We start from the raw sequence: 13380 nt of genomic DNA on the forward strand, positions 1-13380 counted from the left end.
CCTCCTTAAAAAAAATAGTGTTCGCCTACAATATGTGTGTATGGTTGCAAGTTGCCTTCTAAATCTTTAAATATTTCGATCGGTGCAAGTGAAAAAATATCGCTAAAGTCTACTTTTTCGTGTCCTCTTGTATATTCGTATTTCTCATGGATATCCCAAATATCAATCAAATAAGCCAAAGGTTCAAGCTGCTTCATTAGACTTATGATTGCCTCTTTCGCTATCTTTTTCTCGTGCGTCCTTTCATCAATACCGTCAATATCTGGGATAAATACAAAGTCGTACTTATGCTTAGGGTGCATCTTTTGCCTTAGATGATCCATCTCTTTGGGCGTGAGCTGTCTGTATCCTTTGAACGGTACGACGATAAAATTAATCCCTACCAATAAAGCCGTTAAATAATCATGAAACCCCTCGAGGATGAATACTGGCTCCAACGGGTCTTTAATCCTTATTTGAGCATTAGCGTTTGCTCTTGTGCCTTTATAGGCTATCCATTTACCCTCAAAGCCTCTCTTTTTCCTATGCTTGATGGTGCGTATCTGTTTACCCTCATCATCCATCCATTTAACCGCTATGCTGTCATGATAAGGATCATATCGCACTACATTAAGAAAAGCTTTTTTATCCTCTTCTTTGCATGCAACCGCTAACTCATAGGGCATTATTTGATCAATCACTTCTTTGAGCTTCTTGTTATCCAGCTCCCTTATGTGTATGAGGCTATTCCAATATCGCTGCAATTCCTCTTGAGGCGTCTCATTTTCTATGCTGCTATAATTTTGTTGTGGCGTTATATTACGGACACCCGCCCTGCTATGGCGGGTTAAGTCTATCGGCGGCGGGAGGTGGCTACTCATCGTCAATCCTTATACCGAGACAACTGGCAACCCATTTGGTGGCTTCTGGCAATGGTTCGCCTCTATGTTCGTGTATAAGAGCAACGATATCGCCTCCCCATCCGCTGCCAAAGTCCTTGATATAGCCGTCTCTTGCAATTGATGCTGACGGTGTGCGTTCATCCCTAATTTTGAATTTGTAGTTTCTATCTACCTCATACCCAAGAGCCTCAAGCATTGCAGCTACTTTTTCCCGATCCAAGCTTTGCTTTATCTGATCTCTAAGCTCTTTGAGATTCATTGTTTTCCTCCATCTCATTTGATTCTATGTTCCATAGTGTTAATGAGGCTCTATCGAGCATATCGGCTAATCTCTCCAATACAAATCGATAGCTAACTTTGATATTCTCCTTCTCCATTTTGGCTACTATCATCTTGATAGTCTCGCTTGTTAACTCGATATCGCCTCTTGCCTCAATGAGGCTGTTGAGGTTAGCGGTTTTCATTGTTACCTTCCTTTTTATTGGATTCATTAAGGCTTGCATCGTGTATTGCGAAATTAAGTTTTACAAAGAGATCCTCTGTTTCATCTCGGAGTTTTCCAAGCTCTTTGATGGCCCTTTTGATAGCTCCAAACTGGTCTAAAAAGTCCTCTACTTTGAAGTGATAATCAAATCTCAATCTTTGAATCTCACTATAAGCCTCCATTACCTTTACACTATTTGAGGCTAAATCAAGCTTTGACTTTAGTTCCTCATTCTCTTTTTCCAATCGTTCGAGATAATCCATCTTGTCCATTAAGCCGTTGATTACCGCCTGTTTCTCTTTGCACTCCTCTTGCAGTTCTCGCACCTCATCCTTTAAGATGTGATTTTCCTCTTGTAGCTCTAAAAGCTTTGCTAATGCTTGTGATTTTGTCATGGTTGCTCCTTTACTTTCGATTTTTAGTAACCGTATGGTTACTTAAACAACAATTTTATAACCTTTGGATTATTTTGTCAATCTAAAATATAATCTTTTGGTTATGTATGCTATAATTTGATAACCTAAAGGTTATAAAAGGGATAGTATGGATAATAAAGAATTCAAGCAATTGCTTAAAAAAGCTGGTCTTACAAATAAAGAACTGGCGGATCTTCTTAATATTAGTCCCCAAAGTGTTAATAACTGGTCTGTTAAGGGTTATCCTTATTGGCTCAAAAGTTGGCTGCAAAATTACATAAAAGCCAAAACTCTTGATAACGTTAAAGATGTTATCTGCAATGAAGATGATCCAAACTCCACTGCTTCTTAAAATCCCTTTTTTTATAGTGTCAACTTTGTAAACTATACTCATGTAAATGCTCTTAATATGCTTTTGTTTCACTGTAAAACCCTCGCCGTAATCTCACCCTTGTTTTGTTCTCAACCCTTGCTAAAACCTTGCTATTCATGGCTGTAACATAGCCGTTTTATTGCCGTTATACCTTGCCCTAACCTTGCCCTAATCAGTAGCCGTTTTGCAGCCATTGTTTATCCTTTTCGCTCTTCTATCCATTGCATCACTTCATTAAAGCTCCAGCGTGAGGCTCTAATCCCTATCTTTATAGGTTTTGGGAATTTGCCATCACGGATATATTTGTAGATAGTGGGTTTTTTCATTCCTATAAGAGATGAAACCTCTTTGATGTCTATGAGCCTGTCTTGTTGTAGGGTTGGTAGTGTCATAAAACCTCCTTGCGGTTATTGTGAGTTATGGAGGTATTATGAAATAAAAGAGGAGTATAAAGCAAAGATTGAAATAATAAATTTATGTAGAAATTTTGTTACTATTTTTTGTCAGATTTTTTTACCAAAATTTTGTCATAATCGAATCTAAAATGTGAATCATAGCAAGACATCAAGATAAATTTTACTTCTGCAGTATCGATAGTCTTATTGACTATATCAATTCCATTTTGAATAAAATTTTCTACATCCAATCTTTTAGGCTTAGGTTCAATTTTAAGTAGCCAACCTTTTAGCCTTTCTTTTGTAATAGGTGATTTGTATTTTGGATTAAATTCTGAAGGATGTTGGATCATATGATTTAAAAATTCATGAATATCTTGTGAATTCATGTTTAAGTCATTAAAAGTTCTGAAATCTTCAGTTAACCAATAGACTCCAAAAACTCTTTAAAATCTCTTGCTTTATTGCTTATCCATTCGTTAATTTGATTTTGAGATTTATTTAGATAAGAAGCTTTTTTCTTCATTTTGATGAGTTCTAATTTGTTTGCATAGTCATAAAAATAACTAATGCTTTCAAGAATATATCCCCATAATGCGTTCTGGTTATTTTTATTATGCAAAGGTTTTCCAATAAAAAAAGATTTCAAGTCCTTTAAGTACTCGTCTGCCAGTTCATCATCTTTCGCTACTGACTGCATTGCATATCTATATTGAATCGCTGCAAATAGCTCTTCTAAAACTTCATCAGTAAACTTTTCCATTATTACCTCGCTTATGCAGTAAATTTATTTTTATTAATACACCTCATCATGACTACCAATATCGAGCAAGATTATCTCCTTATCGGTGATAACTAAATCTATAACGATTCTGTAGCTCATAGAGATTGAAACGGAGTAGTACTCTTTAAGTTTGCCTTGCAGTTTGTGGAGTCTCAAGCTCGGATAATGTGGATCGGCTGCAAGAATAGTCAAAACCTTTTTGTATCTCTCTTTTAATTCTGGATGCTTTTTGATAAATCGCTTCTCTTTTTTGAGATAAGAGTCTGTAAAAATGAGCGTGTACATTTAAAGGCTCTTTAGATGGTTTTCAAGCTCTTCTTTGGTAGTAATAATCTTGGCTTTGCCTTGTTTGATTTCCTCTTGAGCTTGTAAATACGCTGCATCCAGCTCTGCAGCTCTCATCTGCTCATATCGTTCAAAATCTACAACGATATATTTGGGCTTTCCTCTAAAAGTAATAACTGCTTCATCTTTGGCTTGCAGTTCACTCTCAATAGCTTTTATCCCTTTAACTTTTAATTCGTTAGCAGTAATCATTATCTGTCCTTTTAATCGTGTTGTTTATAACATTATATCAAAGTTTATCATTGGCTATTAAGGTAATTTGCCCACCAGTTCAAAAGCTCTTTTCTATCTTCTAAAAAATCGCTTCTTAGATAGCTTTGCGTTACTTTTGAGCCTATATTGTGATGGAGCTGTGCCTCTATCGCTTCAAAGCTACAGCCATGCTCTTTTTGGTGCTCAAGAGCGATTGTCTCAAAGCTGCTTCTAAAGCCGTGTAGGTCTTGTTCTGGCTCGTTGAGGTCTATTTTAAGTACTTTTCTAAGGGTATTGTCTGAAATTGGTTTATGTGCATTTATTGGACTGCCAAAAACAATCTCACTGTAAGGACTGGCTATCGCTTTAGCCTGCTGTATTACTTTAACTATCGCATCCGTTAAAGGAATACGAAAAGGCTGATTTTTTGTTTTCATGGCTTCAGCTGGATAGATAATGACTCTTTTATCAAAGTCTTTATAATCCCATTTAAGATTGGCTACATTGCCAAAACGTACTGCAGTAAGAGCGATATATTGTAGCGGTAATCTAAAGTAAGGATTTTGTAAAGAGCAGATTTTTTGATAGATCTCTTTTATTCGCTCATTCGTAACGGCTTTATGCCTGGTGGGTTTATGCTTTGGAATGAGGCTATCTATATCTATGCCCACTGCTGGATTGGTTTGTGTGTAGTCATTGTGGATAGCAAAGTCAAAGAGACTTTTGAGCAGTCTGTAGACTTCTCTTGCTTTATAGGTTTTGCCTGTGCTTCTATTGTCTTTTTGTAGTTTTGTGGAGTAGGTGTTTTTAACTATTTTGATGATGTCCTGTTTTGTTACCTCATCGATTTTTACTTCACCTATAAATGGAGTGATATAGTTTGCAAAGGTATTGATGTAATTCTTTTGTAGCCTCGCTTTGCTTACCTCTTTGGCTTTATGCTGGATAAACCGTTCTATAACGAAACTTGTAAATTTTTTATTCGCTTCAAGCTCTTTTATACGCTTTTGCTCTTGTTTATACCTATTTGGATCTATGCCGTTCTTTATAAGCTCTTTTACCTCATACTTGATTTTTCTTGCCTGTGCAAGCGATATTTGTGGATAATCTCCTATAGTGTAGGTGTTTCTCTTGCCAGCATAGACGTAATCGAGCCTAAAAATCTTACGTCCGTTTGGTTTGATTAAGATATAGAGTCCTTCACCATCTCTGAGCTTGTAATTTTTCTCTTTTGGCTTGGCGTTCCTAAGCTGCAGATCATTAAGAGGTCTTATACTTTTTGGCACCTGTTACCTCGCTTGAATACTTGCAAATACATTGAGCGCACCAGCGAAAACGTACCGCAAAACGTACCGCAAAAAAATTTTACTTTGAGTAAACTTAAATATACCACAATATACCAAAAAGCACGATTTGAAGGGGATTTTAAATTAGAAGATAGCCTTAAGAAAACTTAGATAAACCTTAATGTGGTGCGGCAGAGAGGACTCGAACCTCCACGGGATTAACTCCCACAAGGCCCTCAACCTTGCGCGTCTACCAGTTCCGCCACTGCCGCGTTTGAAGTGGTGAAAGTATATCAAAAAAGTTTGCCGAAGGCAAGTCCTTCGGCCATGCAATTATCCCAAGAATGGATTTGCGTAAAGTGCAATAAGAGCGATAACAAGTGTATAGATAACTTGCGCTTCAATCATCGCCAATGCGATGAACATTGTAGTCATGAGTTTACCACCAAGTCCTGGGTTTCGTGCAGTACCAGCGATTGTAGCAGCTGCAGTATGTCCCATACCGATACCACCACCTGCTGCAGCAATACCAAGACCAACACCAGCAGCAAGTACGCTGTACGCTTGAATCATGCTCTCACCATCTCCAGCGAAAGCAAACCCTGCGAATGCAACCAACAAAAGCATCAACTTTTTCATAAAATCCTCCTAATTATTTTTGCAAAGTCCGTTCGGCTTGCGTGTCCCTACTTGTCACTTTGCAGTGCAATTGTACAAAATATAATTTTAAATTACGCTTTTTTGAGAACCTGTCGTAAACCTAGTTCAATTTTATGTCCTTTTTGACTAAGCACCTCTACTTCCACTTCATCACCTATATTGACAACATCCTCCACTCTCTCTACTCTTCCAGATGAGAGTTTTGAAATATGTAAAAGGCCGTCCACACCACCAGGTAGCTCAACGAAAGCTCCAAAATTGGTTGTCCGTTTTATTTTTCCTTTTAGAATATCGCCTTCTTGAAATTTCACAGGTTCTGGCTTTGGTTTGTTCGTAATTTCTTGGATATAGTCACACGCAGCTATCACTTTTGGTCTGTTTTTCCCTGTAACTTTCACTTTTCCTTTGTCTCTGTCAATATCGATGCTCACTTCAAATTTTTCTATAATTTCTTTTATTGTTTTTCCTGCCTGGCCGATTATATCGACTATTTTGCTTGGATGAACGGTTATGGTGTGAGAGGAGGGAAGATTCTCTTCATTTATCTCAATCTTCTCAGCGGCCTCTTCCATAATCTTTAGAATATGCAGTCTCGCTTCTCTTGCTTGCTGCAACGCTTGTTCCAAAATCTCTTGTTGTACACCACCAAGTTTGATATCCATTTGCATTGCCGTTACCCCATCATGGGTACCGGCCACCTTGAAATCCATATCCCCATCATGGTCTTCCAATCCCATAATATCTGTGAGAATTGCATATTTGTCATCCTCTACTATAAGCCCCATGGCAACACCCGCAACCAAGTCCGCAAGATCTATGTTTGCAGCTTTGAGGGCCAAAGCGCCTCCACATACGGTAGCCATAGAAGAAGAACCGTTGGATTCCAAGATTTCTGACACGAGTCTATAGGTTTTGTCTTCAGGAACGTCCACAACCGGCTCTAATGCACGTCGTGCCAAGTTTCCGTGACCAAGCTCTCTTCTTCCTGGGGCACTGATAGGTTTGGCTTCTCCTACGCTGAATGGAGGAAAATTGTAATGCACCATAAAGTGTTCATACTCTGGCCCCTTGCTTGTAAGCATCTCATACATCTGGGCATCCGTCTTCTCCCCGATTGTACAAACGACCAATGCCTGGGTTTCACCTCTTGTAAAAAGACACGATCCGTGAGCTGAAGGCAAAATATTCGTTTTGATATCGATAGGCCGAACATCTTTCAACCCTCTTCCATCGGCTCTTTTGCCCTCGTTCAAAATCATTTCGCGAACGATTTTTCTTTTGTATTTTTCAACCACTTTATAGATGGTTTCATACTCCCATCCCTGCTCTTTGGCAACGTCATCTTCACTGATTTTTTTGGCAATCTCTTTCAAAAGTTCGTTTCGCTCGCTTTTTGCCATCGCTTGAACTGCTTCTTTGATATCGGCTGCATAGATCTCTTCTACATAGGTCCAGATATCTTCATCAATCGTTTGCGGGAGCAGTTCCAATTCCAACTGTTCTTTTGCACTCTCAATGAAATATTTCTCGTACTCGTTGCACGCTATCTGAATAACATCTTTCCCCTGGGCAATGATAGAAGCAAGTTCCTCCTCTTTCATTGCGTTTGGCTCTTTTATGGTGATCACCTCTTCAGCGAGTGTCGGATCCATCAATGGATCAACTGTCGTTGGCACCACTTCCGTTTTGTAGCTTCCTATAGCAGCCATTTCGATCATCAAAAGTTCTTCTTTCGTTCCTGCCAGATAAAGATCCAATGTACTTTCTTTGAGTTTCGACAAAGGAGGATTGAAAAGAACTTCTCCATCAACCTTTGCCACACGTAGTCCACTAACAGCTTTTCGCACAGGAATATCGCTGACAAAAAGTGCCGCACTGGCGGCATTCAAAGCCAAAACCTGCAGATCACTCTCTGGATCTGCACTGAGAACCATAACCGTTATGACCGTTGGATAAAGATAGCCTTTTGGAAAGAGTGGTCGCAATGCTCTGTCAACGATTCTTGCTGTCAATGTTTCAAAATCACCAGGTTTTTGCTCTCTTTTGACAAATCCACCGGGGATTTTCCCTGCTGCGTAGCTCTTTTCTATATACTGAACCGTCAATGGAAGAAAATCCTCATCTACCATCTCTTTTTCCATCACGACGGTAGCGAGCATGACCGTTTTTCCGCTTTTCAGTAACACCGAGCCATTTGTCTGTTTCGCAACTTCACCAAATTCATAAATTTCTTTGAGGTTGTTCATCTCAAATTCAAATCGACACTTCATTCATACCCTTTCAAAATCGAAATTTTTTTATATACTCTTTATGAGGAAACTGTTTTAAAATCTCCTCTTCCGTAAACGAGAAACGGTAGTTTTCTATATAGTTTTTCAAAATAGTATATGCACGATTGATCTTGGCCATCTCCTCATCATTGCCACCCCTATCTGGATGAAACCTTTTTGAGAGCATTCTATAACGATCTTTGATCTCTTTATACGAAACCATGGTGGGTAGTCCCAAAGTCTCCAAGGCTTCATGAATCAACTGTATCGGATCTTCGCTCATTTGATATATGTCCCAGCTCCGGAAGCCGTCCCCAAAAGATACTTCATATCTTGATCAATAAACTGTAAACCAAGTCCGAAAAAGAAATTCCTCGCTTCATCGTTCAAGATGTTATCTGCTCCTATATAAGCATCCAGATGTTTCAAAAATCGTTGTCTGTAGGTGATACTCAGATGTGCTTTGTCTCCACGGACATCATTGACCGCATTGAAATCATACAGATCCACACTCACTTTTCCCTGATCATTCAATAGATAGTAGTCAGCTCCCAATCCTCCCGTACTTTCGATCAAACCGAGTCGATATCGAAAATTTCCGTATCGTTTTGCATATTCTGCACTTACCAAATATTTCGAATCTTCATGATCCGACGGCGGGACCAACCTTCCATTTGCATCCGTTTTACTGTAATCATCCATTGATGTAATTTCTAAAATATATGCTTTATTTGGGACTGGCAAATACTGAATACCAAACGTACTTTTCATATAATTATCTTCACTCATGTAATACGACCTGAAATTGACACCAATTTGACTTTTTCCAATACTTGAGAGGTACTTATCTAACTTTTGAAAAGAACTGCCTCCACTTGTAAAAAATTTGTCTGCTGAACGGATAGCTCGGCTGAGAGGTTTTTTATTGTTTTGTACCACTTCATGCAAATCATCTTCCAATGCGGCAAACTTATCCATAAGTGTCGGGAGCTTTTTGTCAAGCTCTTTGCTCGATGATCGGAGATATTTCGTAATATCATCGATTCTATGCATAATCTGGGGAAGCTTCGTATTGATGTTGTCAGCAGTATATGCAAACTTATCACTCATTCGTCCCAATTTCTCACCGGCCAATGCCAATTTTTCACCCATAATACGAATATTTTCGATACTTTTGTTGATATTTTCTTTGTTGCTTTGGACCAACTCTTTAAGATTTGCAGTGAGTTCTTGGAGATTTTCGATACTCTTTTTCAAATCCTCACCGCTACTTCCCGCAATGGAGCGGCGTAACTCTTTTATAAAGGCTTTGAATTCACCGGCAGCCTCATTGATCGTCGTGGTTGTTTGGTCCAAAGAGGCGTATGGAAGCTCTTTTTGGATGGTTTCGCCAGGTTTTAAAAACTCTTTGGAATCTCCTGGCTCGATTTCAAGATATTTGCCTCCCAGCATACTCTCTTGTCTTAGTGCGACAGAAGAATCTTTTGGTATTTTGGCATTTTGATAGATATAGAGTTTCAGTTTTACTCTATTTCCTTCCAAAGTTTTGGACTGTACATAGCCTACATCCACACCCTTTTCTTTTACTTTTGAATTGTTCTCAAGGCCCGAAGCGTTATCAACAATAGCATAAATGGTATATCCCTTTTTACCTATATGGGAGAATTTATTGACTTGCATACTGAGTAAAAAGAGAAAAAGCAGCCCTATTGCAACAAAAATTCCTACTTTCGTTTCCGTTTTCATTAGATGTTTCCTTTCAGATCCGACTGCGTAAACCTTTGGGAAAATCCTCCCAACGGATACAACATAAACTGTACATAAAACGAATTAATATGATAATAGTCGACACCTTTGTTACTCAAAAGAGGCAATGTTTCCCTTTTATAGGAAAGCTTCATATTCCAACAGTTTTTCTGCATCAGCCAGCCGACACTCCAACTGTTGGTTACGCTTTGTTTGATATCATAGTTTATTGTAGCAAAGAGTTGATGTTTTTTTGATAAATGTTTGCTTCCCGAAAATTGGACATAGTTCGATTCCGCTCTATTTTCTCTCCCTTTTTTGTAAAGGTGTGAGAGGAAAAGACGATATTTCTCATCATGATATGAAACAGTCGATGAGATAGAATCGAGATCAGAATATTGATGGGAATAAAAAATATCTGTATATAGATACCAATTTTTACGGATATGGAGCCCAATCTCGTTTTCAAGATTTTGCAGTTTTTGTGGTTCATCGTAATTAATAGGCTGAGAAATGTAGTGATAGAGTATTTCAGAACCATCTACATCATAAAAATACTCTTTCATACTGAGTTCAAGCCGCTTATGTGTCTGGCCTATATTGATGAAATCGGCTTTTGTCCCGCCGTTTTTCTCAAAACTCGGCAAATATAAAGATGCATTGAAATGAAGGGTATGAGTTCCAGAACTGTATGGTTTGATGAGATCACTAAATAAAGAGATTTTATGTTCATTTCGAAAAGTATAGCTTTTGTCATAATCTTGCATTTCTGATTCATTCGTATAGAATGTATAGTTTCCAAAAAGCTGTTCACTTACCGAAATTCCAAAATAATCGTTCCAAAATCTCGTATACCAGGTAATTGGAAGATTCAATTGCATCTCCGTGGCATTGAGACCTTCTTGCCTGTAAAAATTGTTTATCCTGAAATTGGCGTTGTAATAGATATGTGGAATCAAAGAAGTTGTATAATGGTGATAATGCAGTGCCGGCAAAAGTTGCAGCGTATCTGCATTGGAAACTTTGGTATTGTCTTTGAAATATTTCGCATATATACCGAAATAGTGATTATCCAGATTGTAATAGTAGTTCAATCTGGAAATCACTAGGGTTGAAACAGAAACGTACTGATTTTGTTGCTCTTTGAGGTTAAAATAGTCTACATCGTTGTACGCTTTCCAATCGACAAAGAGTCCATCTTTATGAGAGTCATCTGGCTGAACGAAAAAAGACTCATCTTTATAAAATAGTTCAAGGCCATAATGTTTGTCATTTTTGAGATTGTTTTGGATTTGATAGGATTTCTTCTCTTGAAAGATACCTGCAGTAATCTCTCCATATGCATCTATATCGTTTGCCACACGATAGGTTGTGTATAGACCATATCCCCTTTTTGTTCGTATTTGAGGATCGAACTCTATATCCCACCATTTCTGTGGTGCAAAATAGATAGGCTGAATATAGGTAAAACCCTGCTCTTTCGAGATACCAAAGACAGGGCGAAGAAGTCCCGAACGCCTTTTTTTATTCGTTGAAAAACTGAGATAGGGAGTGTAGAGCATAGGAAAATTTCCGATATAAAGCTTGGCATGATAGAGATCAACCCAATCTTTTTCCTTATCATATATTCCTTTTTCAAAATAGATTTTCCAATCGCTGCACCTTGAATCACAACTGGAGGTAAAAGCATTTTTTGCAACTATTTTTTTCCTATCCGCGGAGTATTCACTTCCCTTAATCCAGATATTTGTTCCATTTTCGGAAAAGAAAAAGGGTTTCGCATAGATGTGATCCGTCTTGAGATCAAGTAGAGCAAAATCGCTTAATGCACTATATTTTTCACCATCCAACATAAAAATATGGCCATATAGTTTCACAAAACCGTTTTTTTTGTCATAAACGATTTTATCCGCTTCCAAATAGTAGTTCTTATATTCAACTGCAGATCTGGACTGGAGCTTGAAACTGTTTTGAGAGGCAGAAGCTTCGAGTGTATATATTTTGACAGGAGTCTGTGAAGCCATCGCCAGCGAAGCTGCGATGGATAGTACAATAATCTTACGCAGATTCATCTATTTGCAATGCCTGATATGCAATATCTTTACGGAACTTCTTGCCAGCAAAATGGACTTGCCCGGTTAGCATATAGGCATAATCTCTTGCCTCTTTGATCGAATTACCGATACCGACACATACGAGCACACGACCCCCCGTCGCGAAGAGTTTTCCTTCTATGAGACTCACACCTGCATAACAGATCAAAGAGTGCTCTTTAAGTTCACTGTGGACAATCTCATCAACGATAATTTCACTCGGTTTCGATTTGCCATAAGGGTAGTTTTCACTGGCTAAAACCACGCCAACTGCATATTTATCGTAAAATTCCACCTTCAATTCATCCAGACGCTTCGTAGCCGCTTTATAAAACAGTTCCGTCGCCGGGGTTTTCAAAAGAGGCATCAAAACTTCGCACTCTGGATCCCCGAAACGAACGTTGAATTCAAGAACATAAGGATCCCCGTTGACTATCATCAAACCGGCAAAAAGAACGCCCTCAAATGGTGTACCATCATTAGCCATCCCTGCAATCGTAGGAGCGATGATTCGCTCCTCTATCTTTTTGGAAAGCTCTTCATCGATAAGAGGAGTTGGCGCGTATGCTCCCATTCCACCTGTATTGGGCCCTTTGTCACCATCCAGGAGTCTTTTATGATCTTGTGCAGCCGGCAAAATAACATAGTTTTCTCCATCACTGATAGCAAAGACACTGAGTTCATAACCATCAAGATACTCTTCAATCACCACTCGCTGACCGGCCGGTCCAAAGGCTTCTCCACTGAGCATATTCGCCGCAGCCTCTTTTGCTTCCTCGCGTGACTGGGCGATGATAACACCCTTTCCGGCACATAAACCATCAGCCTTTACCACAATAGGCGGTTCAAGTTCATCGATAAATTCTGCTGCTTCATCCAAAATATCAGTCTCAATGTAACGAGCCGTGGGAATATTGTATCGTTTAAGGAAGTTTTTCATATAGATTTTTGAACCCTCAAGCAGAGCCGCTTTTTGAGAAGGTCCAAAAATAGTAAGCCCCTCTTCTTTAAAAACATCTACGATTCCTTCCACCAGCGGAGCTTCCGGACCGACAATCGTAAGATCGATTCCCTGCTCTTTTGCAAAAGCTGCAAGTTCGCGAAAATCAGAAATCTCGACATTTTTCCCTAGTTGCAGTGTAGCACCATTTCCTGGAGCAAAATAGATATTTTCAATATTTGGATCTTTTTTGAGGGCATACCCTATCGCGTATTCTCTTCCCCCGCTCCCAACAACCATTACATTCATACCAGTTTCCTTCTCTATTTATCTTTGAAAAAGAGATATCCTTTTCAAAAACAAATAAAAAAGCCCGAGCGGGCGTTCGCGCAATGCCATGGTCCCTAAGACCATAAGAAGAGGGAGCGAGTTTTGGATTAGGCGGCGGCTCCTCGCCAGGCGTCCCTGGCTCAAACGGAGTCACCGACACACACCAAAATCTACAGACCTCCCTC

At 39.1% G+C, this 13380-nt stretch carries 17 protein-coding genes and 1 tRNA gene; 1 reads left to right on the forward strand and 17 read right to left on the reverse strand.

Annotated features, from left to right (window positions below):
- Positions 1-5: 5 nt before the first annotated feature.
- The 4 genes from NIS_RS07105 to NIS_RS07120 are packed head-to-tail and all read right to left on the reverse strand — an operon-like array spanning position 6 to position 1760.
- Positions 6-860 carry a hypothetical protein gene (locus NIS_RS07105; protein ID WP_012082694.1) on the reverse strand — a complete coding sequence of 285 codons (855 nt, stop codon included), beginning with the start codon at positions 858-860 and terminating at the stop codon, positions 6-8.
- Positions 853-1140 carry a Nif11-like leader peptide family natural product precursor gene (locus NIS_RS07110; RefSeq protein ID WP_012082695.1) on the reverse strand — a complete coding sequence of 96 codons (288 nt, stop codon included), beginning with the start codon at positions 1138-1140 and terminating at the stop codon, positions 853-855. The genes NIS_RS07105 and NIS_RS07110 overlap by 8 nt, the downstream gene beginning before the upstream one ends.
- Positions 1121-1345, reverse strand: coding sequence for a hypothetical protein (locus NIS_RS07115; RefSeq protein ID WP_012082696.1), 225 nt, complete (start codon positions 1343-1345; stop codon positions 1121-1123). Before NIS_RS07115 ends, NIS_RS07110 begins: the two co-directional genes overlap by 20 nt.
- Positions 1332-1760 carry a hypothetical protein gene (locus NIS_RS07120; RefSeq protein ID WP_012082697.1) on the reverse strand — a complete coding sequence of 143 codons (429 nt, stop codon included), beginning with the start codon at positions 1758-1760 and terminating at the stop codon, positions 1332-1334. Before NIS_RS07120 ends, NIS_RS07115 begins: the two co-directional genes overlap by 14 nt.
- 148 nt (positions 1761-1908) lie before the next feature.
- On the opposite strand from NIS_RS07120, the gene NIS_RS07125 reads away from it, so the two are divergent.
- Positions 1909-2133, forward strand: coding sequence for a helix-turn-helix domain-containing protein (locus NIS_RS07125; RefSeq protein WP_041354054.1), 225 nt, complete (start codon positions 1909-1911; stop codon positions 2131-2133).
- 218 nt (positions 2134-2351) lie between these two features.
- Here the strand turns inward: NIS_RS07125 and NIS_RS07130 are convergent, their stop codons facing one another.
- The 13 genes from NIS_RS07130 to purD all read right to left on the reverse strand — a co-directional run bounded on the left by NIS_RS07130 (position 2352) and on the right by purD (position 13174).
- A complete protein-coding gene (locus NIS_RS07130) occupies positions 2352-2546 on the reverse strand; it encodes a helix-turn-helix transcriptional regulator (RefSeq protein ID WP_012082699.1) in 195 nt (64 codons plus the stop codon).
- A gap of 101 nt (positions 2547-2647) precedes the next feature.
- The gene (locus NIS_RS07135; protein ID WP_041354055.1) at positions 2648-2938 is read right to left on the reverse strand and encodes a hypothetical protein; all 291 of its coding nucleotides are present in this window, start codon (positions 2936-2938) and stop codon (positions 2648-2650) included.
- Positions 2939-2970: 32 nt separating this feature from the next.
- Positions 2971-3312 (reverse strand): hypothetical protein, encoded by a 342-nt coding sequence (locus NIS_RS07140; RefSeq protein WP_012082700.1) that lies wholly within the window; start codon positions 3310-3312, stop codon positions 2971-2973.
- A gap of 33 nt (positions 3313-3345) precedes the next feature.
- Entirely contained in the window at positions 3346-3618 is a 273-nt protein-coding gene (locus tag NIS_RS07145) for a type II toxin-antitoxin system RelE/ParE family toxin (RefSeq protein WP_012082701.1), read from the reverse strand.
- On the reverse strand, positions 3619-3870 hold the full coding sequence (locus tag NIS_RS07150; RefSeq protein WP_012082702.1) for a prevent-host-death family protein: 252 nt from the start codon (positions 3868-3870) through the stop codon (positions 3619-3621).
- A gap of 47 nt (positions 3871-3917) precedes the next feature.
- Positions 3918-5156, reverse strand: a complete 1239-nt coding sequence (locus tag NIS_RS07155) for a tyrosine-type recombinase/integrase (protein WP_012082703.1) — start codon at positions 5154-5156, stop codon at positions 3918-3920.
- Positions 5157-5340: 184 nt separating this feature from the next.
- A tRNA-Leu gene (locus tag NIS_RS07160) sits at positions 5341-5428 on the reverse strand.
- 61 nt (positions 5429-5489) lie between these two features.
- Positions 5490-5795 (reverse strand): F0F1 ATP synthase subunit C, encoded by a 306-nt coding sequence (locus NIS_RS07165; protein WP_041354056.1) that lies wholly within the window; start codon positions 5793-5795, stop codon positions 5490-5492.
- 92 nt (positions 5796-5887) lie between these two features.
- A complete protein-coding gene (locus tag NIS_RS07170; RefSeq protein ID WP_012082704.1) occupies positions 5888-8086 on the reverse strand; it encodes a polyribonucleotide nucleotidyltransferase in 2199 nt (732 codons plus the stop codon).
- A gap of 10 nt (positions 8087-8096) precedes the next feature.
- Positions 8097-8369 (reverse strand): J domain-containing protein, encoded by a 273-nt coding sequence (locus tag NIS_RS07175; RefSeq protein WP_012082705.1) that lies wholly within the window; start codon positions 8367-8369, stop codon positions 8097-8099.
- Positions 8366-9832, reverse strand: a complete 1467-nt coding sequence (locus tag NIS_RS07180; RefSeq protein ID WP_012082706.1) for an MlaD family protein — start codon at positions 9830-9832, stop codon at positions 8366-8368. Before NIS_RS07180 ends, NIS_RS07175 begins: the two co-directional genes overlap by 4 nt.
- Positions 9832-11904 (reverse strand): LPS-assembly protein LptD, encoded by a 2073-nt coding sequence (locus NIS_RS07185; RefSeq protein WP_012082707.1) that lies wholly within the window; start codon positions 11902-11904, stop codon positions 9832-9834. The genes NIS_RS07180 and NIS_RS07185 overlap by 1 nt, the downstream gene beginning before the upstream one ends.
- Positions 11891-13174: a phosphoribosylamine--glycine ligase gene (gene purD / locus NIS_RS07190; RefSeq protein ID WP_012082708.1), complete on the reverse strand. Its 1284-nt coding sequence runs from the start codon at positions 13172-13174 to the stop codon at positions 11891-11893. Before purD ends, NIS_RS07185 begins: the two co-directional genes overlap by 14 nt.
- Between the last annotated feature and the right edge of the window lie 206 nt (positions 13175-13380).

Source organism: Nitratiruptor sp. SB155-2, assembly GCF_000010325.1.
Classification (GTDB): domain Bacteria; phylum Campylobacterota; class Campylobacteria; order Campylobacterales; family Nitratiruptoraceae; genus Nitratiruptor.

Coding starts and splice junctions, on each gene's coding strand:
- NIS_RS07105 (WP_012082694.1), bottom strand. CDS start 860: ATGAGTAGCCACCTCCCGCCGCCGATAGACTTAACCCGCCATAGCAGG.
- NIS_RS07110 (WP_012082695.1), bottom strand. CDS start 1,140: ATGAATCTCAAAGAGCTTAGAGATCAGATAAAGCAAAGCTTGGATCGG.
- NIS_RS07115 (WP_012082696.1), bottom strand. CDS start 1,345: ATGAAAACCGCTAACCTCAACAGCCTCATTGAGGCAAGAGGCGATATC.
- NIS_RS07120 (WP_012082697.1), bottom strand. CDS start 1,760: ATGACAAAATCACAAGCATTAGCAAAGCTTTTAGAGCTACAAGAGGAA.
- NIS_RS07125 (WP_041354054.1), top strand. CDS start 1,909: ATGGATAATAAAGAATTCAAGCAATTGCTTAAAAAAGCTGGTCTTACA.
- NIS_RS07130 (WP_012082699.1), bottom strand. CDS start 2,546: ATGACACTACCAACCCTACAACAAGACAGGCTCATAGACATCAAAGAG.
- NIS_RS07135 (WP_041354055.1), bottom strand. CDS start 2,938: ATGAATTCACAAGATATTCATGAATTTTTAAATCATATGATCCAACAT.
- NIS_RS07140 (WP_012082700.1), bottom strand. CDS start 3,312: ATGGAAAAGTTTACTGATGAAGTTTTAGAAGAGCTATTTGCAGCGATT.
- NIS_RS07145 (WP_012082701.1), bottom strand. CDS start 3,618: ATGTACACGCTCATTTTTACAGACTCTTATCTCAAAAAAGAGAAGCGA.
- NIS_RS07150 (WP_012082702.1), bottom strand. CDS start 3,870: ATGATTACTGCTAACGAATTAAAAGTTAAAGGGATAAAAGCTATTGAG.
- NIS_RS07165 (WP_041354056.1), bottom strand. CDS start 5,795: ATGAAAAAGTTGATGCTTTTGTTGGTTGCATTCGCAGGGTTTGCTTTC.
- NIS_RS07170 (WP_012082704.1), bottom strand. CDS start 8,086: ATGAAGTGTCGATTTGAATTTGAGATGAACAACCTCAAAGAAATTTAT.
- NIS_RS07175 (WP_012082705.1), bottom strand. CDS start 8,369: ATGAGCGAAGATCCGATACAGTTGATTCATGAAGCCTTGGAGACTTTG.
- NIS_RS07180 (WP_012082706.1), bottom strand. CDS start 9,832: ATGAAAACGGAAACGAAAGTAGGAATTTTTGTTGCAATAGGGCTGCTT.
- NIS_RS07185 (WP_012082707.1), bottom strand. CDS start 11,904: ATGAATCTGCGTAAGATTATTGTACTATCCATCGCAGCTTCGCTGGCG.
- purD (WP_012082708.1), bottom strand. CDS start 13,174: ATGAATGTAATGGTTGTTGGGAGCGGGGGAAGAGAATACGCGATAGGG.